Genomic DNA, 23,820 nt, shown 5'->3' with positions numbered 1-23,820 from the left:
ACGTTCGTTGGGGCCGGGAGATGTTATGCAATCGACCCTGACATCGCCGCTCACGGCTGACTCGGCTGCAGCGGCGCCGCTCACACACTCCACCCATTTGGCCATCGAGGGAGTCACCAAGCACTTCGGCAGCTTTACCGCGCTGGACAACATTTCTCTGAGCATCCAGGAGGGTGAGTTCGTCTGCTTTCTTGGCCCGTCAGGCTGCGGAAAGACCACGCTGCTGCGCACGATTGCGGGGCTGACACGTCAGAGCGCAGGCGTACTCGTTCAGCGTGGCAAAGACATTTCCACCCTGCCGCCACAGGCACGGGATTTCGGCATCGTCTTTCAGTCTTATGCGCTGTTTCCCAACCTGACGGTCTTCGACAACATTGCGTATGGGCTGCGTAATCGCCGCGTCAAGCGTGAAGAGGTCTCGGCGCGGGTTGCCGAGCTGTTGGCGTTGGTGGATTTGACGGGCAGCGAAAGCAAATACCCGGCAGCGCTTTCCGGTGGCCAGCAGCAGCGTGTGGCCTTGGCCAGGGCCCTGGCCATGGAGCCCGCCTTGCTGTTGCTGGATGAGCCGCTGTCTGCGCTGGACGCCCGAGTGCGCGGGCATTTGCGCAGTCAGATTAAGGCGCTTCATGAGAGCCTTGGCGTTACCACCATCATGGTCACCCATGATCAGGAGGAAGCGCTGACCATGGCAGATCGTATCGTGGTGATGAATCATGGCGTGGTCGAGCAGGTCGGTACACCGGCCGAGATCTATCATCAGCCAGCCAGTGCCTTTGTGGCCTCCTTTATCGGCACCATGAATTTTATCGATGTGACCGCCTCGACAGGCCAGCAGGTTCTGTTGGGCGACACGTGTTGCGACTGTCAGTCGCACACTCATGCGCCGGGCCAGCCTGCCCGTCTCGCCATACGCCCTGAAGCAGTGGCGCTGACGCGCCAACCAGGGCCACTGCAAGGCGAAGTCGTCGGCATCGAGTTCATGGGGGCTTACCAACGCCTTGCTCTGCAAGTGGCATCTACCGGCCAAATCCTGTTGGCAGACGTTCCCAGTCGTGACCAGCGGGCGATTGCGCCCCGCATTGGCCAAACACTGGGCATTCATCTGCCAGCAGAAGCCTCCTTTATCTATCCGGCGGGGAGCGTTCATTCATGACGTCGCTCACCCATGGCCGGTTGGCCCGTCACATGTCCCGTGAGTCGATTGTTCGCCTGCTGGTACTGCTGCTGGGGGCGGCATTGATGGTGGTGGGGCTGCTGTTTCCTCTCTTTGCCATGCTGGTCAAAAGCGTGCAGGACCGCAGCGGCGACTTTATTGGACTGGCGAATTTCGTGCAGTACTTCCAGACCCCGGCGCTGGTCAATTCGATCGCCAATTCGCTCCGGGTAGCGCTGATGACCACACTGATCGTGGTCGGTCTGGCCTTTCTGTGCGCCTATGGCATTACCCGTACCTGCATGCCCGGTAAGCGGGTATTTCGTATGCTGGCGATTCTGCCCATTCTGGCGCCCTCGCTGTTACCTGCCATTAGCCTGGTCTACCTGTTTGGCAACCAGGGGTTTTTGCGCGATGTGCTGATGGGGCAGTCGATCTACGGCCCGATTGGCGTGGTCATGGGGATGAGCTTCTGGATATTCCCCCATGCGCTGATGCTGCTGACCACGGCATTGACCCATAGCGATGCGCGGCTATACGAGGCGGCAGAGTCACTGGGCACACCCAAGTGGCGGACTTTCCTGACCATCACGCTTCCCGGTGTGCGCTACGGGCTGATTTCCTGTGTGTTTGTGGTGTTTACACTGGCGATCACCGACTTTGGTGTTCCCAAGATCATCGGCGGGCAGTTCAGCGTGCTGGCGACGGATGTCTATCGTCAGGTCGTGGGGCAACAGAATTTCCAGATGGGAGCGGTGGTCAGCGTGATTCTGCTGCTGCCAGCGGTGCTCTCTTTCCTGGTAGACCGCTGGATTCAGCGGCGTCAGGTGGCCCAGCTTTCAGCGCGGGCCGTGCCTTGGCATCCTACTCCCAGCCCGCTGCGTGATGGGGTGTTTGCACTGCTGTGTTTCGCCGTGGCAGGCGTGATTCTGTTGGTGATTGGCACGGCGATCTATGCATCGCTGGTACAGTTCTGGCCCTACAACCAAGCGCTGACCCTCAAGCATTACGCCTTTCAGGGCCTGGGTGGCGGTGGTTGGGGTGCCTGGTGGAATTCGCTGAGGCTGGCGTTCAGCGTGGCGCTGATCGGCACCCTGGTGATTTTCTTCAATGCCTGGCTGATCGAAAAAAGTGACGGTTACCGTGCGCTACGCCAGGGGTTGCACCTGATGGCCATGCTGCCAATGGCCGTGCCGGGGATGGTGCTGGGGCTTGCCTATATCTTCTTCTTCAATCAGGCGGGCAATCCACTCAACTGGCTGTACGGCACCATGGCGATTCTCGTGCTCAATACGCTGGTGCATTTTTATACGGTCTGCCACCTCACTTCCGTGACGGCGCTAAAACAGCTCGACCCAGAGTTCGAGGCCGTGGGGGCATCGCTCAAGGTACCTTTCTGGACCACGTTCCGGCGGGTGACCCTACCGGTATCGCTACCTGCCGTGCTGGATATTTCGGTCTACCTCTTCGTCAATGCCATGACGACGGTATCCGCCGTAGTGTTCCTCTATAACAGCGATACGCGGTTGGCGTCGGTGGCCGTATTGCACCTGGACGAAGCCGGCTATTTCGCCAGTGCGGCTGCCATGGCAGTACTGATCTTTTTCACCTCTTTGGTCGTCAAGCTTTTACACGCGGCCCTCACCCACGTTCTTCTCAACAATGCACAGCGCTGGCGTCAGGCGGGCTAGACAGCCCGCCATGTGGATCGCTACTCTGTATGCATTATCTGGTATAGACCAAATATGATGTCTCAAACAGCTCCCTATTTACTAACCCCCGGGCCGCTCACTACCTCGCCCGAGACCAAAGCCGCCATGCTGAGTGACTGGGGCTCCTGGGATGATGATTTCAACCAGGTCACTGCCGACGTACGTGCTCTGCTGCTGAGCATGGCCAACGCCCCAGCGGAGGAATTTGCCTGCGTGCCCATGCAGGGTAGCGGCACCTTCGCGGTAGAGAGCGCGCTGGCTTGCGCCGTCGCACCTGAGGCCACAGCCCTGGTCCTGATGAACGGCGCTTACGGCAAGCGCGCAGCGCAGCTGTTGAGCATGATGGGCCGACGTTACATCACGCTGGATACAGGGGACTACCTGCCACCCCAGCCAGAAGATGTCGCGGCACTGCTGCATCAACATCCAGACATCAGCGCGGTCTTTCTGGTGCACTGCGAAACCAGTTCCGGGATTCTGAACCCGCTGGAAGCCATTGCAGACATAGTGCATGCCCATGGTAAAACACTGGTTGTGGATGCCATGAGTTCATTCGGGGGTGTGCCGATCAGCCTGGCCGATACCCCTATCGATGTACTGATCTCCTCTGCCAACAAGTGTATCGAGGGCGTGCCAGGGTTCGGCTTCGTGATCATTCGGCGCAGGCTGCTGGAAGCAGGCCAGGGGCGGGCTCACTCGCTCAGCCTGGACTTGCACGACCAGTGGGCCTACATGGAGCGCACCGGCCAGTGGCGTTTCACGCCACCGACGCATACCGTGGTTGCATTTCAGGCGGCGCTTCGCCAACACCAGCAGGAAGGGGGTGTGGCCGGGAGGCATGCGCGCTATGCCCAGAATCGTGACGCGCTGGTACAGGGCATGCGTGCGCTCGGTTTTCGCACGCTGCTGGAAGATCGCTGGCTGTCGCCGATCATCACCACGTTCATGAGCCCGGATGACCCTGCCTTTGTCTTCAACGCATTTTATGCAGCGCTCAAGGCCCGCGGCTTTTTGATTTATCCTGGCAAGCTGACAGAAGCCGAGAGCTTCCGAGTTGGTTGTATTGGCCAGCTCGACGTCACGATCATTGCTTCCCTGCTGCTGGCGATTCAAGAAGCGCTGAGCGAGATGGGCGTTTCTCTTTCCTCCCAAACATGGAGCCCATGATGCATTACCACTCTCCCCGCTGCCTGCAAGCGGTCATCTTCGACTGGGCTGGTACGCTGGTCGATTTTGGCTCGTTTGCCCCTACCCAGATTTTTGTCGAAGCGTTTGCCGAACTGGGGGTAGCCATCAGCCTGGAAGAGGCACGTGGCCCCATGGGCATGGGCAAATGGGATCATATTCATACCCTTTGTCAGCAGCCCGAGATAGCCGAACGCTTCGTCAAGGCAGTCGGCCATGCCCCCAGCGATGCCGATGTCACGGCCCTCTACGAACGCTTCATGCCCCTGCAGGTTGCCAAAATTGGCGATCATTCAGCGGTCATTCCCGGGGCGTTAGCGACCCTGGCGGCGCTGCGCGAGCAGGGGCTCAAGATCGGCTCGTGCTCTGGTTACCCTGCGGTCGTGATGGACAGAGTGGTTGCCCTGGCCGCCGAGAACGGATTGCAGGTCGACCATGTGGTAGCAACGGACGAAGTGCCCAATGGTCGGCCTTACCCCGCCCAGGCGCTGGCTAACGTCATTGCTCTGGGGGTGAGTGACGTGGCCGCCTGCCTCAAGGTGGATGACACCACGCCGGGCATTCTGGAAGGCCGCAGCGCGGGGATGTGGACGGTGGCGTTGACCTGTTCAGGCAACGCGCTGGGGCTCGATCATGCGCAGTACCAGGCGTTGAGCACGGCCGAGCGTGAGGCGGCCCATCAGCGAATAGCCACTCAGTTTGCGGCCGCCCAGCCCCACTACTGCATTCCCAGCATTGCGGAGCTACCGAGTGTCGTGGCCGATATTCAGCACCGTCTGCAGCAGAGGGAGCGGCCTTGAGCCCCACCGCGCTCGCGCTGGTACTGGTCTCGGTGTGCATGCATGCCGGGTGGAACGTGCTGGGCAAGCGCAACGCGCCCTCGCTTGGGTCGTTTACGCTGGCTTATGGCGCTGGGGGTGTGGCGCTGTTGCCGCTGCTGGTGCTGGGCCCCTCCTTGACGGCGCTGCCGGGTGCCTTCTGGGGCTGGCTGGTGCTGTCCGGGTTTTGCCAGATGCTCTATATGGGAGGGCTCGCCTGGGCCTACGCCCGGGGAGAGGTGAGCGTCCTCTATCCCATTGCCCGTGCCTTGCCGGTGGTGATGGTGCCACTGGTATCGATTGCCTGGCTGGGCAATCGTGGCCTTGGCCTCTGGGATGGCGTCGGCATGCTGCTGATCATGCTAGGGGCGCTGGGCTTGCCGCTCAGCCGACCCGAGGCTCGCCGTCTTGCTTCGTATCTGTCCCCCGCCATGGGCTTTGCGCTGCTGGCGGCGGTGGGCACCGTGGGGTACTCGCTGATCGACAAGCAAGCCCTGGGCGTCATGCAAGGCGCTGGCCATAGCAGCCTGACGGCAGGGGCGGTCTTCATGGTTCTACAAGCATTGATGACGCTGCTGTGGGCGCTCCCGTTGCTGGCCGTGTTGCCGGCAGAGCGCCGCCGATTGCCTGCGCTGCGACAGCAGGGGCTGACGATGCTGGTGGCCACGGGCTTGATGATGACCTGTACCTACGGGCTGGTGCTCATGGCCATGGCGCTGACCGACGAGGTCAGCTACGTGGTGGCGCTGCGCCAGCTCTCGATTCCGGTTGGCGTGCTGATGGGGGTGTTGTGGCTCAAGGAGCCTGCCTCCAGCGCCAAGACGCTGAGCACGCTGGTGATGCTGCTGGGGCTGTTGATCGTGGCGCTGTAATGCTTGCCGCTAGCGCAGCGCCTGCCAGACCAGGTTGAGGCCCACCACGAACATGGCCATGATCACCAGACGATAAAACAGCTTTTCATTGACGCGGCTTTGCAGCCAGAGGCCGTTGCGCACCCCGATCCAGGCAACCGGTACCAGCAGCAGTGACGCCCAGGCGCTGGTCATGTTGACCTCGCCAAGCCATACATAAGGGCCCAGCTTGATACTGTTGACCACGGCATAGGTCACCGTGCAGGTGGCAATGAACGTCTCCTTGGAGAGCTGGCGAGGCATGAGGTACATGTTCATGGGCGGTGCCCCCGCGTGGGCGATGAAACTGGTGAAGCCGCAAACGCTGGAGGCGGGCAGTGCCCAGCGGGTGGAAATGGGCTTCTTCGCCACGGGCTTGAGCAGCATGTAGGCCGCAAAGGCCACGGAGAGAATGCCCAGCACCAAGCGCACACCCTCTTCGCTGAGGCTGCCAAACAGCAGCGTGCCGACGGTCACCCCGATGAACAGGCCCGGCACGAAACGCCATACCTCCGCGCGGGAGTGCTTGCCCCACCATGCCTTGACGGCAAAGGCATCCATGACCAGCAGCAGCGGCAGCAGCAGACCCGCCGCCTGGGTAGGGCTGATCGCCAGGGCCATCAAGGGCACCGACAGCGTGCCGAACCCGCCTGCGAATCCGCCCTTGGACACCCCGGTCAAATAGACAGAAAAGATGATCAACAGCCAGGCGATGACGGAGTAATCAGGAAGCATGGGCGCCTCGAATGCTTGGGTCGGTTAAAGGTTAGCGGGCGAAGGACATCTTACCCGATAGACCGCTTGGCTGATCACAAAATGATCAGCGTCGCGAGCCCCAGAAACGAGAGGAATCCCACTACATCCGTCACGGTGGTCAGGATGACCGCGCCAGACAGCGCCGGGTCGATCTGCAGGCGCTTCAGCACCAGCGGGATCAGTACGCCCGAGAGGTTGGCGAGGCTCATGTTGATGAAGATGGCGAGGGTAATGACCAGCGTGATCAGGGTCTGGCCAAACCACAGGTAGGAAATGCCGCCCACCACCAGGGCCCATACCAGGCCGTTGCTCATGCCGACCCAAAGCTCCTTGTTATAGAGCCAGCGTTTGTTGTTACCGGCAATTTGCCCCAGGGCCAAACCGCGTATGACCACGGTCAGGGTCTGGCTTCCGGCAATCCCTCCCATGCTGGCCACGACCGGCATGAGAATGGCGAGTGCCACGATCTGATCCAGCACCGCCTCGAACTGGCCAATGACGAAGGCTGCCAGAAAAGCCGTCAGCAAATTGATGCCCAGCCAGATACCCCGGCTTTTCGCGCTGCGTACGATGGGGGTGAACACTTCTTCCTCATCGCTGACGCCGGACATGTGTTTCAGCGTCAGGTCTGCGTCATCCTGGGTGATTTCGAGTATGTCGGCGGCATTCAATTGGCCCACCAACTGCCCTTCGCTGTTGCACACGGGCACGAAGTGAAGCTCTTTCGAGCGCAGCAGGCTGGCAGCATCGCTGACCTTCATCTGGTCATGCAAGGTGTAAGGCGCGCTATCCATGAATTCGTCGACGGAGCACTCCTGAGACTGCTTGACCAGGTCGATCAGCGTCAGCGTACCGAGCAGGCGTTTATCCTTGTCGGTCACCATGACCTGCTGAGAGTCGACATCCAGCAGCCGATGGATACGAATGTAGCGCTGAACGGCTTCCAGGGAGACGCCTTGTTTTACATTGACCGTTTCCGGGTCCATGTAACGGCCCACCATGTCCTCTTCATAGGTGTAGAGGTTTTCGACCTGGGCGCGAATCTCCTGGTCCAGGCTGGCATAAACGGACGTTTTGATCTCTTCGTCCGCAACATCGAGAACCTCGGCGACTTCCTGAGCGTCCAGGCCTTTGACGATCTGCTCGACATCGCTGGCGGTCAGGTCTTCGATGTAGTCGGCGCGGATGTCTTCGTCGACTTCCGCCAGCACCTCACCAATGATGGTTTCGGGAATGTAGTCCCATAGCTGGTCTCGGGTTTTGGCAGGGAACGACTCGAGGGTGCGCGCGATGGCCAGAAAATCGAGTTCATTGAACAGTTCGTGCAGGGCTAGGGTGTCTTCGTCATCCAACAACTTTTGCAGGTACAGCAGTTGTTCTTCGGTATTGGTGTACTTCTCTTCGTCACGCATAGAGCCCATCCTCTGGGAAAACTTTTTGAAACAACTGCTTGGAAGCCCATGATGGCTCATTGACCATCTTATCGGCAGGTCAGGTTGAAAGCCACGAGGGGATTGCCCCTTGGGCAGGGTCGACCGCGATGGCCGCGACGGGCGTCGCCTCAATGCCGCGTGGCAAAGGCCACGCGGACGCCCTGCTGAAGGCGCTGTTGGTCAGAGACGGGGGGCGTGGGGTGGCCAATCATTTCATCGGCAGCCTCTGCCCAGGTCAGCGTGCCATGGGTAAAGCCCAGGGGCGCCAGGGCGCGGCTGACCCACTGGGTGCCGCTGAAGCGCTGAGTGTCGCCTTGGGCCGTGCTGAGCAGGCTGACGGAGTCGTCACGATGGAGCCGGACGATGTACCAGCCCATGTCGAGCCCGTGCAGTTCGACCTCGGGCCGCGGTTCGGCCAGTTGGGCCAGTTCGTCCAGGGTCAGGCGAAGGGGGAGTGGCGATGGCATGGTGTCACCTCATTGGCTTGCAGGCATGCCAGATGAGTCTAATGGATGTGACATATTTGTATAGCTTTTGTTGGGTTGGCCACCCCTCGCCAAAAAGCCCGAGCAGTTGCCCGCTCGGGCTTGGGCATGGCCCAACCGCACTCGGCCTGGTCAGCCGTTACGGAACAGGAAGCTGTAGGCATTGAGCGCGGGCACGCCGCCCAGGTGGGCATACAGCACTTTGGATCCCGCCGGAAACTCGCCGTTGCGCACCATATCGATCATGCCGTGCATGGATTTGCCTTCGTACACCGGGTCGGTGAGTACGCCTTCCAGGCGGGCGCAGAGTCGAATGGCCTCCAGCGTGCCGTCATTGGGCAGGCCGTATTCGGGGCCGCCGTAGCGAGTGTCCAGGATCACATCGTCATCGGCAATGCCGCCTTCCAGTTCGACCAGCTCGGCGGTATGGCGGGCAATGCGCAGAATCTGCGCCCGGGTTTGCTCGGGCTTGGCCGAGGCGTCGATGCCGATCACCCGCTGGGCGCGGCCATCGGCGGCAAAGCCCACCACCATCCCGGCCTGGGTGCTGCCGGTCACCGAGCACACCACGATGTAGTCGAAGGTGAAGCCCAGCTCTTTCTCCTGCTGGCGCACCTCTTCGGCAAAGCCGACGAAGCCCAAACCGCCGTAGGGGTGTTCGGAACAGCCCGCGGGAATGGGGAACGGCTTGCCGCCCTGCTGGCGCACATCCTCCATGGCCTGCTCCCAGCTAGGGCGAATGCCGATATCGAAACCGGCGGCGTCCAGGCGAACGTCGGCCCCCATGATGCGCGACATCTCGATATTGCCGACCCGGTCATAGACCGCATCGGAGTAGTTCACCCAGTTCTCCTGCACGAGGACGCACTTCATGCCCAGGTGCGCCGCCACGGCAGCCACCTGACGCGTCTGGTTGGACTGGATTCCGCCAATCGACACCAGCGTATCGCAGCCCTGCTCCAGCGCTTCGGGAATGAGGTACTCCAGCTTGCGGGTCTTGTTGCCGCCGAAGGCCAGGCCGCTGTTGCAGTCCTCGCGCTTGGCATACAGCTCGACCTCGCCGCCCAGATGGGCGCTCAGCCGTTTGAGAGGTGTGATCGGGGAGGGGCCGAACGTCAGTGGATAACGGGGGTAGCGTTCAAGGTTCATGGCAAGCTCCTGCATTGGCAGTCAACGCGATAGACAAGGATCGCTGGGTAACGGTGGTTGGAACGTTGGCGTGCTCCCTGAGGTTTATAGTAGGCGTTTGCCTATCCTGGCGGGTTGCGAAATGAGGGCTTTATAAACAACAATGGATTGTCTAGTTGAGTTTATGGCTTTGATTAATTCGTAAATCCGTTATTTGAGTAAATAATAATGTGTGCCAAGCGAGCGGGAGGGGCCTCGGAGCCCCATGCCATGGGCAGTGAGCTGGATCGTATCGACAAGCGTATTCTCAAGCTGCTTCAGGAGGATGCGACGCTTTCCAATGTGGCGCTGGCCGAGCAGGTGAACCTCAGCCCTGCGGCCTGTTTGCGGCGTGTCGAAAAGCTGAAGCGGGACGGGGTGATCAGCCGAATCGTGGCCCACCTGAACCCGGAGCCCCTGCAGGCAGGCATGGTGGTGTTGATTGGCGTGGTGCTGGACCGCTCGACGCCAGAATCCTTCGCGGCGTTCGAGGCGGCGGCTCAAAAAGTGTCGGGCTGCATGGAGTGCCACGTGGTCACGGGGGAGTTCGACTACTTCATGCTGGTGCGCACCAGGGACAGCCAAAGCTTCAACCGGCTACACGCCGAGCAGTTGCTCTACCTGCCCGGCGTGCGCCAGATTCGTTCGTTCATGGGGCTGCGGGAGGTGGTGTCGACCCACAAGGTACCTGTTTAGTCTCTGGGAAAGCGTGCTTCCAGCTCGGCAACCTGCTCCGGCGTCAGACCGCGCGGGTTCTCGCCCCGCAGCAGCAGGTACAGTTTGGCGGTCTCTTCCAGCTCTTCGGTGGCATACACCGCCGCTTCGAGGGTCTTGCCCGCCACCACCGGGCCGTGGTTGGCCAGCAGCACCGCGCTGTGCTTGCCTGCCAGGCCCCGCACCGCTTCGCCCAACTGGGGGTCGCCCGGGATGTGATAAGGCACCAGCGGCAGCTTGCCCACCCGCATTACGTAGTAGGCGGTGAGCGGTGGAATACAGTCGCAGGGGTCTACCCCCGGCAGGCACGACACCGCCACCGAGTGGGTGGAGTGCAGGTGCACGATGGCGCCAGACTGCGGGCGCTCGTCGTACATGGCCATGTGCAGGAACTGCTCCTTGGTGGGCGCATCGCCGCCGAGCAGCTGGCCCTGCGGGTCCAGGTGCGAGATACGGGCCGGGTCCAGCCGCCCCAGACAGGCGTTGGTGGGGGTCATCAGCCAGCCGCCATCGTCCAGCCGCACGCTGATGTTGCCGCTGGAGCCCATGGTCAGGCCGCGGTCGAACAAGGATTTACCGAGCGTGCTGATCTGCTCGCGCAGGGCGTTCTGATGTCGGTGGCGAAGGGGCGTGCTCATGCCAGCACCTCGAAGGCCCGGGTGAAGAAGTCCACGCCGCCAAAGTTGCCGGACTTCAGCGCCAGCGAGAGCGGCGCCTCGCGGCCTGGCCACGGGGTCTGGGTCCAGGGTACGCCGGGGTCGATCTGCTCACCGATGCGCAGCGTGGTAATGCCCAGCGCCGAAACCACCGCGCCGGAGGTTTCGCCCCCCGCCACCAGCAAGCGACCCACGCCTTCATTGACCAGCGTGACCGCCAGGTGGCTCAGTGCGGTTTCCACCAGGTGCCCGGCCTGGGCAACGCCCAACGCCGCCTGGGCCGCTTTCACCTTGTCCGGGTCGGCCGAAGCGTAGATCAGGGTGGGGGCCTGCAACGGCAAGCGCTCCAGGGCGAAGGCCAGCGCCTGCTCCCACTGCTTGTCGCCTTCGCTCAGCGATAAAGGGTCCAGCGCAAAGCCACCGTCCGGGTGCTTGGCCAGGAAGTCGGCCACTTGCGCCAGGGTGGCCCGTGAGCAGCTACCCGACAGTACCAGCGCCCCGCCCGCCGCAGGCGCTAAACGCCCCGGTTCGGTGATCGTCTCCAGCCAGCCTTGGGCTCGGTACTGCGCGGGCAGCGCCTGGCCCAGGCCTGAACCGCCAGTGACCAGCGCCATCGAGACGGTGGCTTCGGCCAGCACGTCCAAATCCTGCTCATCCAGGGTGTCACAGATCACATGGCGTACGCCCTGTTCGGCCAGGGACGACAAATGCGCCCCGGTGGCCTCGGCACCGTTCGCCAGCACTTGGCGGCTGGCCAGCCCCACGGCGTAAGGCGTTTGGCGGGAGAGCACGCGGACCAGATCGGCATCCTGCATGGGCGTGAGCGGGTGGTGCTGCATGCCGCTGTCGTTGAGCAAACGGTCACCGACGAACAGGTGCCCCTGGTACACCGTACGGCCATTGACCGGAAACGCAGGCACCATCACGGTTTGAGCGGCACTCAGCGCCTCCAGCAGGGCATCGGCCACGGGGCCGATGTTGCCCTCGTCGGTGGAGTCGAAGGTGGAGCAGTACTTGAAGAACAGCTGTCGGGCGCCTTGGGCGCGCAGCCAATCGAGGGCGGCCAGGGAGTCGGCCACGGCCTCTTCCACCGGGCAGGAGCGCGACTTGAGCGCGACCACCACGGCATCGATGTCGCGAAGGTCCACCGTTTCTTGCGGCACGCCGATCACCTGCAGGCAGCGCATGCCGCCGCGCACCAGGTTATTGGCCAGATCGGTGGCGCCGGTGAAGTCATCGGCGATGGCACCAAGGAGAAGAGTCATGGGTCGCTTCCGTGGTCAGAGGTTAAGAAGTCGCTTTATTCAGGCGCGCTCGCTTGATGAGCGGCATGACAATGGTGATGGTCAGCAGCAGCGCTGCCACGGCCAGTAACGAAGCGCTGATGGGTCGCGTGAAGAAAATCGACAGATCCCCCTGCGACATGGAAAGCGCACGGCGAAGCTCGCTCTCGGCGATGGGCCCCAGTACCAAGCCAAGAATGATGGAGACCAGCGGGAATTTGAGTTTCTCCAGCAGGAACCCCAGCACACCGAAGCCAAGCATCAGCCACACATCGAACATCGAGTTGCGCACCGAGTAGGTGCCCACGATGCAGCACATGATGATGATGGGCCCAAGGGCGGAATACGGAACGTTCAGCAGCTTGGTAAACAGGGTGATGAAGGGCTTGGAGAACAGCAGGATCATGAAGTTGACGATGAACAGGCCCGCAAACACGGCATAGATCAGGCTACTGTGCGTCATCATGAACATGGGCCCCGGCTGCAGGCCGTGCATGATGAACGCCCCCAGAATCACGGCCGTCGTGCCACTGCCGGGAATGCCCAGAGCAAACAGCGGCACCAAGGCGCCCATGGCGGCGGCATTGTTGGCCGACTCAGGCGCCGCAATGCCCTCGGGTGCCCCTTTGCCAAACTTTTCAGGATGTTTGGACCAGCGCACCGTCTCGCTATAGCTGACCATGGCGGCGGTGCTGGCACCGATGCCCGGCAGAATGCCGATGATGACGCCAATCAAGGAAGAGCGCGTCAGCGTCGGGCCGATCTTGCGCAGGATGGGCAGGTCGAAGATCTTGACCTTCACCTTCTTGAGCGGCTGATGGGTATCTTGATCCAGCGCGCGCTTCATGACCTCCGAGACGGCAAACAGGCCCACGATCATGGGAATCAGCCCGACACCTTCCATCAGGTTCAGGTTGTCGAAGGTGTAGCGGCTGGTGCCAGTGAGCGGGTCGATCCCGATGGTGGCGATGAATAGCCCCAAGGTCGCGCCGATCAGGCCATATATCAAGCGCCCGCCGAGTGACGCCACCACCGTCAGCCCTAAAACCGCCAGAGCAAAATACTCCGGGGACGAAAAGCGCAGCGCCATGGTGGCCAGCATCGGTGTGAAAATGATCAAGGCAATGGTGCCGACCAGCCCGCCAATGGCCGAACTGAGCACGCCGATGCCCAGCGCTTTGCCAGCCTGGCCTTGCTGCGTCATGGGGTAGCCATCGAACGCGGTCATGACTGCTTCCGGGGTGCCCGGCGCACGGTAGAGAATGGCCGTGATCAGCCCCGAGAAAACCGTGGCTCCATAAATGGCCGTCAGCACCATGAAGGCCGTGGTGGAGTCCATGCCGTACGTGATGGGCAACAGAATCACGACCAGAATCACACCGCTGATGCCCGGCAGGGCGCCACCGATGAAGCCGATGAACACGGCAGAAGTCAGCAGCAGCAGGTTCAGGGGCTGCATCACGACGGCTAACCCGCCAAGAAAATTCTCAAGCATGGGTAGCTCCTTGACAGAAAACAGTGATGACAAGGGAGAGCATCAGGCGTAACGCGCTCATAGCGGTATCCCCAGCAGCATGACGAAGACGCCTTGCATCAGCAGCGCGGCGATGACCACCGTGGCCGCGATGACCCGCCAGGAGCGTGCGCCCAGCAACAGCGTACATACCAGCGTGAACGCCACGCTGGCCGCCAGAAAACCGATCAGGCCAATCAGCCAGGTGTAGACGAGCGTGGCAGCGATCAGCCACCAATGGCGCGTCGATGCCAGCGTAAAGCGCCACGGCGGTGGGGTTTCGTCAACGGGGTCGTCGTCATAGCGCTTGCCTTGCTTGGCATCCCGCCAGGTGATCAGCAAAAGCGCCGCGCCTAATCCGATGAGCGCCAGCAAGAGGGTCAGCGGCCAGACACGCGGGCCGATGAAGGTCGACACTTGCTCAGAACTGGGAAACTGCAAGGTAGGCACGAGGCTGGCAAGGCCGAGCACTACGATGGCTATCGCAAAGAAAGAAATCCTGGCGTACATGATCAACCCCGAAGGGAGCATGGCGCGAACAACCCGCAACGCATTGCTCGTGCCGATGAATATCGAAAGGCAAGCAGCGGTGGCTGCCTGCCTTGCCCTGGTACGAGTGGCTTACTGCTCGTTGCTGAGCAGCCGCGAGTAAAGCTCGTAGTTGTGCTCGAGGCGCTCGCGGTAAGCGTCGCCTGCCATCCAGCCGTCGCGGTAGGTCAGGTTCACGCGCTCGGCATAGGCCTGGTAGTCTTCCGAATCGAAAATGCCCTTCAGCACTTCTTCCAGCCGTTGAACGAGCGGGGCCGGGGTATCGGCATGGACGAACACGGCCCGGTCGTTGCCATCGGTCAGGTCCCAGTCATGCTCCACGGTAGTGGGGACATCGGGAAAATCTGCCAGGCGCTCATCGCTGAACACGAGAATCGGCATCATTTGACCCGCTTCGATGTAGCTCAGCAGTGGGCTCAGCGAGGTCGTGGTGGCATCGATATTGTTGCCCAGGACATTGGCCGTGGCGTTGCCGGTGCTGTCGTAGGGAATGAAGCTCATGTCCAGGCCAGACGCGTCACGCAAGGAGAGAAAAGCCACGTGGTCGGGGCTCGCCGTGTGCGTGCCGCCCACGGTGACCTTGCCGGGGTTGGCTTGGGCATACTCCAGGAACGACTCGAAATCCGGGTAACGCTGCGGATTGACGAACAGCGCCATGACGTCCGACTGCATGCGGGCCACGGGGGTGATCTGATCCAGGCCCACCGGGTTCTGCCCAGCCGCCAACGAGGTCACGTAAGTGGTCGAGGCAAAGTCCAGCGTATGGCCATCCGGGGCGCCATTGGCCGTGCGCTGGTGGGCCAGTGCGCCAGAAGCCGAGGGCAGGTTGACCACCGTGATGCGCGCGCCTCCCAGGGCCTCTTCGAACATGGGGCGAACCACGCGGGCGAAGTTATCCACGCCGCCTCCGGCACCCGCGGCCACCAGGAACTGGATCGGCTTGGTCGGGTAGTCGGCGGCTTCATCGGCCTGGGCGACCATGGCGGTGCTGATCAGGGCAACGCCCAGGGTCGTCATTTTCAGTGCGTGCGGTGTGAGCAAGAGCTTGGTAAGCATGGTGTTTCTCCTGACGGATTATTGTTGCTTTATTGTTTTGCGCTAGGTGCGCAATGGGCCCGTGGCACCAGCGACCCTCAGGCCAGCGTGCTGGCGTGTTCGGCGTTATCGACAGCGTATTGTTGTTTGAACAGCTCATCCTGCTGGCATCGCAGCTGCCTGAGTGTAGAGTCCGGCAGGGCGACATCGGCCAGCGTGATGGGCTGCTGGGGTGCGATATCACGAATGACCTCGGCACCGGGTAGTAGGTAAAAGGGCACCTTGGCGCTGGGTGAGAGCGGCTCGGCGGGATGAATTTCAGGGCGAAGGCCTTCGATGTGGCGATGATGCCCGCGCATCTCCAGGCGCTGACCAGCCGCGATGGGCTGGGTAGCCCGTGCGGTCAGGTCGAAGCTCGGTGTAGTGGCGTGGCCGCCGCCGGAGGTCTGTTGATTGAGCACTACATCGAGCAGCGAGATGGGTGCTTCCAGCCCCAGCAGGTGGCGCGGCAGGTAGATCATGGCGCTACGCTCGCTGCGGCTCAGCACATGCCCCTTGTCGCGCAGCAGTGTCCAGACATGCGGGTCTTCACAGCGCACCACCACGAATACCCCACCGGCAAAGCTCAGCTCATCCGGGCGGCGCAGGCAGTTGAACACCTCAAGGCGCTTCAGCCCTTGCAGCATACCCCCTTCCGCCTGCAGGTCGAGCAACGTAGGGACTTCGGCGGTACGCAAGACCATGGCGTGAAACTCAGGCCGATCCGGGCACAGCCCGGTGGCGTTGGCCACGTTGACCATTTCGCACAGGTCCGGCACGGAAATTTGCGGAATGTCGGCCAGCAGGCGGCTGCGTGCCTCGACCACCTCGCGTTCGCCCCCTGGAGGCAATTCCCACAGGTCGCTCAGGCCCGCGGCAGGGTAGCGCACGCCATTGCACTCGACCGTGGCGTTGGCCTCATCCCAGATGAAGTCGTACTCGCTGCTCTTGCCCGCCGCAATGATCTCGAAACCCAGTGTCTTGGCCCAGGTGAGCAGGCCAATCAGCAGGCTAGGCTGGTCGCCATCCATGGGGGTAAACAAGCGGCCCTGCTGATAGGCCAGGCGGGTCAGGTAAGGGCCCACCACGGACTCGGTCTCCTTGGTGGCAATGCCGACGTGTTTGCCGGCCAGCAAGGCGGCTTCGGCGTAGCGTGCGCCAACGTCCGGAATGCCCGTGGACTCGACCAGGATATCGAACGGCAGCGCCTTGATGGTTTCAAACGAAGCGGTCGCGATAAAAAAGCCGCTTTCCCAGGCTTGTTCGGCGTCGCTGGCAGAATGGCATACCATTATTTGAGCTTCTGGAACCCCTGCATGGCGAAGCGCCTCGACCGCTTTATCGGCATGGATATCGATGGCGATACGCGCCGATAGGCCACGCATCTGGCGTGCCTGACGTAATACGCCACGACCAAAATCCCCTGCGCCTGCGATGCAGGCTTCTACCACCTTGTCGGTATTGAAATGTTGTAAGTAGTTCATGAGGTGTGGGTCTTCCTGTGTCGGGACGCTCAGCCGAGGCCATCGCTTGGCTTGGAGTGGCGTTGTGTGGCGGCAAGGCCAGGGTTGTCATTTGCATGAAATGTAGTGGTATACCATTTTGAGGGTCAAATGCTGGAAGGTTATACTTTGGTATCTGTTGGTCTGTTTTTGGCTCTATATGGCTGAAAATAATGATTTTTAATTTTCGCCTAAATAGCCTTTAGCTATTTGAAAGCCAAGTTATGGTATGCCATTCTTGTGGCTCGCACATCACATGAAGACAGCCATGGAAGACATCACCCCGCCGAGCCAGCCGGGCCTGGTCGAAAAAGTCGCTCATTACCTGCGTGAACACATCGTGATGGATCATTTTCAGCCAGGGCAGCGGCTGCCTGAACGCACCCTGGCAGACGAGCTCCAGGTATCGCGCACGCCCATGCGCGAGGCGTTCAAGATCCTCGCTGCCGAAGGGTTGGTGGTGCTGTCGCCCAATCGTGGGGCCGTAGTGGCCGAGGTGAGCCCCGCAGACATGCAGGAGAAGCTGTATGTCTTGAGCGTGCTGGAGCAGGCGGCGGCAGAACTCACCTGTTCCCACGCCAGCGATGACGAGCTGGCAGAGCTTCAGGCGCTGCATTTCGAGATGAAAGCGGCCTTTCTACGCCGCGACCGACAGAACTACTTCCGCCTGAACCAGGCCATCCATCGCCGTATCGTCGAGCTGGCCCGCAACCCGACGTTGACGGACATGCACGCCACCCTGAGTCGGCAGCTTTACCGCGTCCGCTACCTCTCCAACGACAAGAACGAAAAGTGGGCCAAAGCCATGGAGGAGCACGAAGCCATCATGGCCGCGCTGGAATCGCGCGACGCAGAGCGAGTAGGCCAAGAGCTGCGCCGCCACCTGGCCAAGACATGGGTGAAATATACCAGCGAAGCCAGTGACGCATGAGCCTGGGCATCAAACCGCCGGGCTAAATAGCACTGTAGAAGGAGGAGCCAGCGTCACCTCATAGACACGACTGATGTGCGCGGTAGTAAGTACCTGTGCTGGAGGCCCGCTAGCCACCCGCTGCCCGCGATGCATCAGCCATACGTGGTCCGCGAAGGTGCTGGCCAGGTTCAGGTCGTGTAGGACGCAGGCGATGGCCATCTGGTGTTGGCTGGCCCAGCGGCGTAGCTGGCGCATGAGGCGTTGCTGTTGGCCAATGTCCAGTGCGCTGGTGGGTTCGTCCAGCAGCAGCAGGCCGCCGTCGGTGGCGTCGGGCAAGCGGCGTGACAGCAGTTGGCAGGCACCTCGGGCAATCATCACGCGCTGGCGTTCGCCGCCGGATAGCGAGAGGACGCTGCGGCGAGCCAGGTGAGTCAGGTCCAGCTCGTCCAGCAGTTGCGCTACCAGTGCCTTCGATGGCTGGCTGCCCAGGCTCACCAGCTCTTCGGTATGCCAGTCAAAGCCGGGGGGCTCCTGCTGGGCGACCAGCGCGCGACGGTTGGCCAGTGCCGCGATGGGCCACGCAGGCAGGGGGTGGCCATCGAGCAACAGCTGCCCGGTTTCGCAGGGACGAAAACCCGAGAGCAGGCTGAGGAGCGTACTTTTGCCTGCGCCGTTGGGGCCGACGATGGCCAGCAGTTCTCCCGGCAGCAGCGTGCCGCTGAGCGGTGTAAGGGCGGGGGCACGCAGCAGGCCTGCGTCGCAAAGCGTCAGCATGGTCGGTTCCGGCGCATCAGCAAATAGAGAAAGTAGGGGCCGCCCAGCAGGCTGGTGAGCAGCCCTACGGGCATTTCGGCCGGTGCCCCCAGCGTGCGTGCCAGGGCGTCGGCCGCGACCAGCAGAATTGCACCGCCCAGCATGGAAGCCGGCAACAGCAGGCGATGCCCTGGGCCTAGCCATAGGCGCAAGCAGTGGGGAACCAGCAAGCCAAGAAAACCGATGACCCCGCTCAAGGCCACGCATAGGCCGACCCCAATCGAGGTGGCGATCACGACCCGGCGCTTCAGGTGCGCGATTTCCAGACCGGCGGCGTGGGCGGTGGCTTCGCCCAGCTGGAGCAGGTCGAGCTGCGTCGCGCTGCGCAGCAGTAACCAAAGTGCGAAGGCCACCACTCCCAGGGCAACGGCGGTAGTACGCCATAGCGCATTGGTCAGTGTGCCCATGCCCCACAGGCTAAGCTGGCGCAGTTGCTCGTCGCTGGCCAGAAAGGCCAACACTCCGCCGCCAGCGCCTGCCAGGGTATTGATGGCCAGTCCCGCCAGCAGCAGCGACATCACCGCCGCACTGCCGCCGCCTTGACGGCTGGCGATACCAAAAATCAGCAGACAAACGCACAGCGCCCCCAGAAACCCTGCGGCAAACTGGCCATATAAACTGCTGGCGGCGCTGCCCTGTACCAGCACAATCCAGAGCGCCACGAACAGACCGGCTCCGCTGGCCAAGCCCAGCAGCGTGGGGTCGGCCAGCGGGTTGCGAAATAGCCCCTGCATGGCGGCCCCGCTGCCTGCCAGCATGGCCCCCACGGCCATGCCCAGCAGGAGCCTGGGCAGGCGAAGTTGCCACCATACTTGCAGGCTCAAAGGGTCTGCCGTGCCGCTCAGCGCTGCCCACGGGGAGATGCCGAGCACGCCGGTGCTGGCGCTGATGGCCAGCGTGGCTACCAATGCCAACGCCAGGCCGCTCAGAACCCGGGTGGAGCGGGTCATGGTCGGTCGGCCCAGGCGCACGGAGATATAAGCGGGTTGTCGTGGGTTCATCGGCGGGCCTGTGCAGCATGGTGACTGAGCAGGGCTTCCACCTGTTGGCGTAGCGTCAGCAGGGCCTCGGGCGTGCGTGGGCCAAACCCCAACAGTGCCTGATCATCCACCACGATCAGGCGCTGGTCGCTCCCTGCCGGGGTCATGGCCATGCCGGGCAGACTCCAGAGTGCCGCTTCACCGCCGAGTGCCTCCAGGCCGCGTGTGGACATGACGACGACCTCAGGAGAGCGCTGCACCAGGGCTTCTGCCGACACGTTGTGGTAGCCCGTCATTTCCGCAAAAGCATTGTGCAATCCCACTGCTTCCAGAGCGGTATGAGCGGCTGTCTCGCGTCCGGCAGCCCTCGGGGTCAGGCCGCTGTGTTGCAGGATGAACATGGCTTGAATGTCGGGCAGTGGGGGCAGGGCGGCCAATCGCTCAAGGTCGCTGGTCAGCAACTCCGCCAGCGCTGAGCCGGCCTGCGGTTCGCCGATGTATTCACTGATATGGCGCACCTTGTGGGCAATGGCCTCCAGTGAGGCCGGGGCACTGACGACCTCTACCGCCACGCCCACCGCAGCCAGCTGCTCCAATACTTCGCGGGGGCCCGCCTGCTCGGCGGCCAGAATGCGTGTAGGCGAGACGGAGAGCACGCTCTCGGCCGAGAGCTGACGCAAATAGCCCACGGAGGGCAAGGCCGCCATCTCGGGAGGGTAGACCACCGTATCGTCTCGGGCGACGACGTGCTGCTCGGCGCCCAGGGCGCTCAGGGTTTCGGCGATATCGCCTCCCAGCACCAGCCAGCGCTCGCTGGCCAGTGCGGAGGCGCTCAGCGCCAACCCCAGCAGAGCGACTCCCAGGGCTCGAAACGGCCTGAGTGCAAAGGCATGGCCTACGAGTCTCATGCCACGGCCTCACGCTGGCTCAAGGTGTTCAAGAGTTGCCGCCACTCCCGCCGTTCGCTGCGCCCTTCCTGGCGCTCTGCGTAGAGCTGCAGCACCAGCGAGCCCTGCGCATCGAAGGCCTCGACACTGGTCACACCGCCATCGCGGTTGGGTTTGTTGACCACCCATAGCTGCTCGATGGCCGTGTCGTTGAGGTGCAGCGTGAACTGTTCGCCAAACAGGTTCATCCAGCCTCTGGCGCGCACGGCTGCGGGCAGCGTGCCCGTTCGGATCTGCACGCAGCCGGGGCTGGCCACAAACAGCATCAGCGGCAGCGCTTGCCGGTGCGCCTCCTGGAACAGAGCCTCCAAGGCATGCACGGGGAGCGGATTGGTGTAGTGGCCTTCCATGAGCTGGTTGGCTTCCAGCCGCTCCAGGTGATGGCGCTGTAACAGGGCAAAGAACTGGTGTACGTCGCTCATGGCCGCCCACTCCTGGGCCAGGGTGGGGGCGCTGGGGAGCGGCCGCTTTATGCGCGGCATGCTGTGAGTAAAGGCCGGTGTATCCAGTGTGCCCAGAGCGGCCAGCGCCTCCCAGGCCTCGGTGCGCGGTTCGTCCAGTGCGAAGCACTTGTGAATGGCGCAGCCGTGCTGATCGAATACCTGCAGGCTCCAGCGGTGCGTGATGGTGCCTGTGTCGGTAGGCATGGGGTCGTGTATCAGGCAGGCCCAATGCCAGTGGCTGTACAGCAGGCGCAAATCCAGCCCGCCGGGGTCGAGCATCAAGCCGGTGTGGGAGCCTCCCGCCAAGCTTGGGTAGGTGCCGTGCTGCTCCAGTACGGCCAGTCGCGAGCGGGTCAGTGCCTTCACGTGGCCCAACTGATGCCACCAGGCTGCCAGCGCCCTGGGGGCGAGTGGCAGTGTCCATACTTCCCTGCCCAGCCGGGCGGCCTGAAGCTCGCCCTCACTGATGCCAAGCCGTTCGGCGATTTCGATGGCCGGTAGGCGGGGTTGGGCAGCCCGTGCGCTGCTGAAGGCTTCCAGAATCGCGGTTTGTTGTGGGTGTGTCATGTGTCGGTCTCCTGATTACCACTGCCAGTTCAGTGTGGCGAACAGGCTGCGGCCATCGCCCAGACTGCCATCCGGGCGGTACCACTCCTTATCGCCCACGTTGGCCAGGCGCAGCGATGTGTCGAGGGCAGGGGTGACTTGCCAGGCCAGATGCAGATCGTGCAGGCCATATCCTGGCAGCCGTTCGTCGCTGCTCTGTTTGTCGAAGTCGCGGGCGAACCGGCCCTGCCAGCCCACGCGCAACGCGCGGTTGTAAAGGGCCAGCTCGCTGCCCAGGGTCATTTCCAGAGGCGTCTGGCTGCCCAGCGCTTCACCGCTGTCGCGGTCCTTGCCCGAGACCTCGGAAAGGCCTGCAAAGCTGGTGAGTAGCGGGAAGGCGCTGGGCTGCCAGGCAAGGCGAGCGTCGTATCCCCATAGCTGGGCACGCTGCACGTTCACCGCCTGGGTGGTGCCCGCCATGATATCGACCTGGGTATCGATGAAGTCGTCTGCCCGCGTATCGAAATAGCTGGCGCGCGCTTGCCAGTCACCCTGGTGCCATACCATACCGCTCTCCCAGGTATGGCTGGTTTCCGGGGCCAGCTCCGGGTTGGGGATCCAGAAGTTGTCCGGAGTACAGAAGAACGGGCCTGCACAAAAGCCCGCAAAGTGCCGCTCACTGGCGTACAGCTCGGACAGGCTTGGCGCGCGGAAGGCTTCGGCATAACCCGAGAACAGCATCACGCCTTGCTGCGGTCGCCAGGCCACTCGGAAACGTGGCGATACTCGGTCGTGGACGCTGGCATCGCTGGCTTGGCCTGAGGCGTCGTAGCGGTCATAGCGCGCGCCCACACCCAAATCCCACTGCCCGGCGCCGCCCTCTGCCAGATAACGCCCCGCCGTGAGGGTGGTATCCAGATAGGCCGCTTGCGTGTCGATGTCGGCATGCGGGAAGCCGTTGGCACTGCCTTCCGGACGCTGGCGTGCCTGCTCCAGTTCGGCCCCGAAGACCAGCGTTTGTGATAACCAGCCATGCTCCAGGCGGTGATAGCCGTCGCTTTGCAGGCCCAAGCGCTCCAGTGTGCGGCTTGCCTGAGGCTCGCTAATCTCCTGCTGGCTGAAACTGAGGCGTGAAGTAATGTCGGTCGCCGGGCTGGGCTGCCAGCGATGACCCAGCTGCAGGTTATGGCTTTCCACCTCGCGATCACGCAGCGGATTGCTGGTGGTGACATCGCGCTGCTGAGGGTTGGCGGGCTGGGTAGTGTCCTCATCGTAATACTGCCAGCCGATGAACAGCCGGTGCTCGTCGCTGGGCTCCCAGCCACCTTTGACGAGCAGGCTGTTGAGGTTGGCATCCTCTTCGGCCTTGTCACCCCCCGCCCGACGTATATCTCCCGACTCGCTGCGCCCTACGGAGAACAGCCCGTCTACCTGCCCTCTCGATGTGTCCTGGCGGCCAAAGGCGCTCAGGTTGCCGCGCAGTTCACCGCTGGCGGTCGCCCCGCCCAGTGATAGCCGAGCCCCGCTGTTTTCCCCAGCGGCCAGTAAGTCGCTGGCTTCCACCGTGGTGAAGCTCACCACACCCCCCATGGCATTGCTGCCGTACAAGCTGGAGAGCGCCCCCCGCGCCACCTGCACCTCCTGAACAAGGGCAGGATCAAGGAAGAAGTTGCCTACGTGGCCGGTGGTAATGTCCTGGCGCACGCCATCCAGCCGCACCAGAACGCCATTGCGACCAAAGCCGCGCATGCTCAGGGTCTGGCCGTTGCGACGCCCCTGGCCTGCCACATGCAAGCCAGGCTGACGGCTGAGAATGTCCTCCACGCGGCTGGCGGTGGCTAATTCCGTATCCGTGCGGTCGATGATGTCGATGATCAGCGGGGCGGAGGAGAGGTCTGTCGGTGCCCGTGTGCCGGTGACCGTCACCGGATGAAGCGCCGAGTCGTCAGCCTGTGCGTTGAGCAGTGGCAGCAGGGTGAGGCAAATGCCCAGAGAGTAGGATGGTTTCATGAGCCAGCAATATCCAACGTAGCGTGATGGAGTGACTCGCTGGCTGGGTACGCAGGCTACCTGGCTGGCTGAAGTAAAAGGAAAATCAAGCGGTCAGGATCAATTTGCCGCTTTTCGTACGACGAAGCACGTAGCGCCGCTGTTCGTGATGAATCACCAGTTGGCCATCCTGATCGAGCAGTGCTTGGCTGGTGACCTCACGGGGTGAGCCAGATGAGCCTTCTGTCGGGGCATCTTTTTTATCAGGCTGCATGAGAGGATATTCCCTGTGTTAATGA

Annotated in this window: 23 protein-coding genes; 7 read left to right on the top strand and 16 right to left on the bottom strand. The window is 62.3% G+C overall.

What is annotated here, in order from left to right; translation table 11 throughout:
- The first annotated feature begins 25 nt into the window (after positions 1-25).
- From FEU76_RS05115 to FEU76_RS05095, 5 genes are read left to right on the top strand one after another with little or no spacing between them, the layout of a single operon-like run.
- A complete protein-coding gene (locus tag FEU76_RS05115; RefSeq protein ID WP_144980945.1) occupies positions 26-1,153 on the top strand; it encodes a putative 2-aminoethylphosphonate ABC transporter ATP-binding protein in 1,128 nt (375 codons plus the stop codon).
- The gene (locus FEU76_RS05110) at positions 1,150-2,844 is read left to right on the top strand and encodes a putative 2-aminoethylphosphonate ABC transporter permease subunit (protein ID WP_144980942.1); all 1,695 of its coding nucleotides are present in this window, start codon (positions 1,150-1,152) and stop codon (positions 2,842-2,844) included. The genes FEU76_RS05115 and FEU76_RS05110 overlap by 4 nt, the downstream gene beginning before the upstream one ends.
- Positions 2,845-2,901: 57 nt before the next feature.
- The gene (locus FEU76_RS05105) at positions 2,902-4,032 is read left to right on the top strand and encodes a 2-aminoethylphosphonate--pyruvate transaminase (RefSeq protein ID WP_222114790.1); all 1,131 of its coding nucleotides are present in this window, start codon (positions 2,902-2,904) and stop codon (positions 4,030-4,032) included.
- Entirely contained in the window at positions 4,032-4,850 is an 819-nt protein-coding gene (gene phnX / locus FEU76_RS05100; RefSeq protein WP_144980936.1) for a phosphonoacetaldehyde hydrolase, read from the top strand. The genes FEU76_RS05105 and phnX overlap by 1 nt, the downstream gene beginning before the upstream one ends.
- Positions 4,847-5,740, top strand: a complete 894-nt coding sequence (locus FEU76_RS05095) for an EamA family transporter (RefSeq protein WP_144980933.1) — start codon at positions 4,847-4,849, stop codon at positions 5,738-5,740. Before phnX ends, FEU76_RS05095 begins: the two co-directional genes overlap by 4 nt.
- A 9-nt stretch (positions 5,741-5,749) precedes the next feature.
- Here FEU76_RS05095 and FEU76_RS05090 read toward each other — a convergent pair whose 3' ends face one another.
- The 4 genes from FEU76_RS05090 to FEU76_RS05075 form a co-directional block, all read right to left on the bottom strand.
- The gene (locus FEU76_RS05090) at positions 5,750-6,493 is read right to left on the bottom strand and encodes a sulfite exporter TauE/SafE family protein (RefSeq protein WP_081136022.1); all 744 of its coding nucleotides are present in this window, start codon (positions 6,491-6,493) and stop codon (positions 5,750-5,752) included.
- Between the two features lie 74 nt (positions 6,494-6,567).
- A complete protein-coding gene (gene mgtE, locus FEU76_RS05085; RefSeq protein WP_039175018.1) occupies positions 6,568-7,926 on the bottom strand; it encodes a magnesium transporter in 1,359 nt (452 codons plus the stop codon).
- 149 nt (positions 7,927-8,075) lie between these two features.
- Positions 8,076-8,414, bottom strand: a complete 339-nt coding sequence (locus tag FEU76_RS05080; protein ID WP_039175020.1) for a DUF6482 family protein — start codon at positions 8,412-8,414, stop codon at positions 8,076-8,078.
- Between the two features lie 150 nt (positions 8,415-8,564).
- Positions 8,565-9,581, bottom strand: coding sequence for a 1-aminocyclopropane-1-carboxylate deaminase (locus FEU76_RS05075; protein ID WP_144980930.1), 1,017 nt, complete (start codon positions 9,579-9,581; stop codon positions 8,565-8,567).
- Between the two features lie 207 nt (positions 9,582-9,788).
- Between FEU76_RS05075 and FEU76_RS05070 the strand changes: the two genes are divergently transcribed.
- A complete protein-coding gene (locus FEU76_RS05070) occupies positions 9,789-10,295 on the top strand; it encodes an Lrp/AsnC family transcriptional regulator (RefSeq protein WP_039175023.1) in 507 nt (168 codons plus the stop codon).
- Here the strand turns inward: FEU76_RS05070 and otnC are convergent.
- The 6 genes from otnC to FEU76_RS05040 form a co-directional block, all read right to left on the bottom strand.
- Positions 10,292-10,951, bottom strand: coding sequence for a 3-oxo-tetronate 4-phosphate decarboxylase (gene otnC, locus FEU76_RS05065; protein ID WP_144980927.1), 660 nt, complete (start codon positions 10,949-10,951; stop codon positions 10,292-10,294). The genes FEU76_RS05070 and otnC overlap by 4 nt on opposite strands.
- Positions 10,948-12,234, bottom strand: coding sequence for a 3-oxo-tetronate kinase (gene otnK, locus FEU76_RS05060; protein WP_144980924.1), 1,287 nt, complete (start codon positions 12,232-12,234; stop codon positions 10,948-10,950). The genes otnC and otnK overlap by 4 nt, the downstream gene beginning before the upstream one ends.
- Before the next feature lie 22 nt (positions 12,235-12,256).
- On the bottom strand, positions 12,257-13,747 hold the full coding sequence (locus tag FEU76_RS05055) for a tripartite tricarboxylate transporter permease (RefSeq protein WP_016915250.1): 1,491 nt from the start codon (positions 13,745-13,747) through the stop codon (positions 12,257-12,259).
- 57 nt (positions 13,748-13,804) lie between these two features.
- A complete protein-coding gene (locus tag FEU76_RS05050) occupies positions 13,805-14,275 on the bottom strand; it encodes a tripartite tricarboxylate transporter TctB family protein (protein WP_039175301.1) in 471 nt (156 codons plus the stop codon).
- Positions 14,276-14,386: 111 nt separating this feature from the next.
- Positions 14,387-15,370 carry a Bug family tripartite tricarboxylate transporter substrate binding protein gene (locus FEU76_RS05045; RefSeq protein WP_144980921.1) on the bottom strand — a complete coding sequence of 328 codons (984 nt, stop codon included), beginning with the start codon at positions 15,368-15,370 and terminating at the stop codon, positions 14,387-14,389.
- Positions 15,371-15,447: 77 nt separating this feature from the next.
- Positions 15,448-16,872 (bottom strand): flagellar biosynthesis protein FlgA, encoded by a 1,425-nt coding sequence (locus tag FEU76_RS05040; RefSeq protein WP_144980918.1) that lies wholly within the window; start codon positions 16,870-16,872, stop codon positions 15,448-15,450.
- 286 nt (positions 16,873-17,158) lie between these two features.
- Here FEU76_RS05040 and FEU76_RS05035 point away from each other — a divergent pair, with 286 nt between their 5' ends.
- On the top strand, positions 17,159-17,821 hold the full coding sequence (locus tag FEU76_RS05035; protein ID WP_144980915.1) for a GntR family transcriptional regulator: 663 nt from the start codon (positions 17,159-17,161) through the stop codon (positions 17,819-17,821).
- Positions 17,822-17,830: 9 nt separating this feature from the next.
- On the opposite strand, the gene FEU76_RS05030 is transcribed toward FEU76_RS05035, so the two are convergent.
- From FEU76_RS05030 to hemP, 6 genes are all read right to left on the bottom strand, one after another.
- A complete protein-coding gene (locus FEU76_RS05030) occupies positions 17,831-18,577 on the bottom strand; it encodes an ATP-binding cassette domain-containing protein (protein WP_144980912.1) in 747 nt (248 codons plus the stop codon).
- Positions 18,571-19,617 (bottom strand): FecCD family ABC transporter permease, encoded by a 1,047-nt coding sequence (locus tag FEU76_RS05025; protein WP_260851355.1) that lies wholly within the window; start codon positions 19,615-19,617, stop codon positions 18,571-18,573. Before FEU76_RS05025 ends, FEU76_RS05030 begins: the two co-directional genes overlap by 7 nt.
- Positions 19,614-20,504, bottom strand: coding sequence for a heme/hemin ABC transporter substrate-binding protein (locus tag FEU76_RS05020; RefSeq protein WP_144980909.1), 891 nt, complete (start codon positions 20,502-20,504; stop codon positions 19,614-19,616). The genes FEU76_RS05025 and FEU76_RS05020 overlap by 4 nt, the downstream gene beginning before the upstream one ends.
- Positions 20,501-21,553, bottom strand: coding sequence for a ChuX/HutX family heme-like substrate-binding protein (locus FEU76_RS05015; protein ID WP_144980907.1), 1,053 nt, complete (start codon positions 21,551-21,553; stop codon positions 20,501-20,503). The genes FEU76_RS05020 and FEU76_RS05015 overlap by 4 nt, the downstream gene beginning before the upstream one ends.
- Positions 21,554-21,568: 15 nt before the next feature.
- Positions 21,569-23,542 carry a TonB-dependent receptor domain-containing protein gene (locus tag FEU76_RS05010; protein ID WP_144980904.1) on the bottom strand — a complete coding sequence of 658 codons (1,974 nt, stop codon included), beginning with the start codon at positions 23,540-23,542 and terminating at the stop codon, positions 21,569-21,571.
- An 85-nt stretch (positions 23,543-23,627) separates the two neighbouring features.
- Complete coding sequence (gene hemP / locus FEU76_RS05005; protein ID WP_016915235.1) at positions 23,628-23,795, bottom strand: hemin uptake protein HemP; 168 nt, start codon at positions 23,793-23,795, stop codon at positions 23,628-23,630.
- Positions 23,796-23,820: the final 25 nt, after the last annotated feature.

The sequence above is a fragment of the Halomonas sp. C22 genome, assembly GCF_007655045.1.
Lineage (GTDB): Bacteria > Pseudomonadota > Gammaproteobacteria > Pseudomonadales > Halomonadaceae > Vreelandella > Vreelandella hamiltonii.
The sequence above is the reverse complement of the archived record's forward strand: the minus strand, read 5'-3'. Positions and strand labels throughout refer to the sequence as shown.

Coding starts and splice junctions, on each gene's coding strand:
- FEU76_RS05115 (WP_144980945.1), top strand. CDS start 26: ATGCAATCGACCCTGACATCGCCGCTCACGGCTGACTCGGCTGCAGCG.
- FEU76_RS05110 (WP_144980942.1), top strand. CDS start 1,150: ATGACGTCGCTCACCCATGGCCGGTTGGCCCGTCACATGTCCCGTGAG.
- FEU76_RS05105 (WP_222114790.1), top strand. CDS start 2,902: ATGTCTCAAACAGCTCCCTATTTACTAACCCCCGGGCCGCTCACTACC.
- phnX (WP_144980936.1), top strand. CDS start 4,032: ATGCATTACCACTCTCCCCGCTGCCTGCAAGCGGTCATCTTCGACTGG.
- FEU76_RS05090 (WP_081136022.1), bottom strand. CDS start 6,493: ATGCTTCCTGATTACTCCGTCATCGCCTGGCTGTTGATCATCTTTTCT.
- mgtE (WP_039175018.1), bottom strand. CDS start 7,926: ATGCGTGACGAAGAGAAGTACACCAATACCGAAGAACAACTGCTGTAC.
- FEU76_RS05080 (WP_039175020.1), bottom strand. CDS start 8,414: ATGCCATCGCCACTCCCCCTTCGCCTGACCCTGGACGAACTGGCCCAA.
- FEU76_RS05075 (WP_144980930.1), bottom strand. CDS start 9,581: ATGAACCTTGAACGCTACCCCCGTTATCCACTGACGTTCGGCCCCTCC.
- FEU76_RS05070 (WP_039175023.1), top strand. CDS start 9,789: ATGTGTGCCAAGCGAGCGGGAGGGGCCTCGGAGCCCCATGCCATGGGC.
- otnC (WP_144980927.1), bottom strand. CDS start 10,951: ATGAGCACGCCCCTTCGCCACCGACATCAGAACGCCCTGCGCGAGCAG.
- otnK (WP_144980924.1), bottom strand. CDS start 12,234: ATGACTCTTCTCCTTGGTGCCATCGCCGATGACTTCACCGGCGCCACC.
- FEU76_RS05055 (WP_016915250.1), bottom strand. CDS start 13,747: ATGCTTGAGAATTTTCTTGGCGGGTTAGCCGTCGTGATGCAGCCCCTG.
- FEU76_RS05050 (WP_039175301.1), bottom strand. CDS start 14,275: ATGTACGCCAGGATTTCTTTCTTTGCGATAGCCATCGTAGTGCTCGGC.
- FEU76_RS05045 (WP_144980921.1), bottom strand. CDS start 15,370: ATGCTTACCAAGCTCTTGCTCACACCGCACGCACTGAAAATGACGACC.
- FEU76_RS05040 (WP_144980918.1), bottom strand. CDS start 16,872: ATGAACTACTTACAACATTTCAATACCGACAAGGTGGTAGAAGCCTGC.
- FEU76_RS05035 (WP_144980915.1), top strand. CDS start 17,159: ATGGAAGACATCACCCCGCCGAGCCAGCCGGGCCTGGTCGAAAAAGTC.
- FEU76_RS05030 (WP_144980912.1), bottom strand. CDS start 18,577: ATGCTGACGCTTTGCGACGCAGGCCTGCTGCGTGCCCCCGCCCTTACA.
- FEU76_RS05025 (WP_260851355.1), bottom strand. CDS start 19,617: ATGAACCCACGACAACCCGCTTATATCTCCGTGCGCCTGGGCCGACCG.
- FEU76_RS05020 (WP_144980909.1), bottom strand. CDS start 20,504: ATGAGACTCGTAGGCCATGCCTTTGCACTCAGGCCGTTTCGAGCCCTG.
- FEU76_RS05015 (WP_144980907.1), bottom strand. CDS start 21,553: ATGACACACCCACAACAAACCGCGATTCTGGAAGCCTTCAGCAGCGCA.
- FEU76_RS05010 (WP_144980904.1), bottom strand. CDS start 23,542: ATGAAACCATCCTACTCTCTGGGCATTTGCCTCACCCTGCTGCCACTG.
- hemP (WP_016915235.1), bottom strand. CDS start 23,795: ATGCAGCCTGATAAAAAAGATGCCCCGACAGAAGGCTCATCTGGCTCA.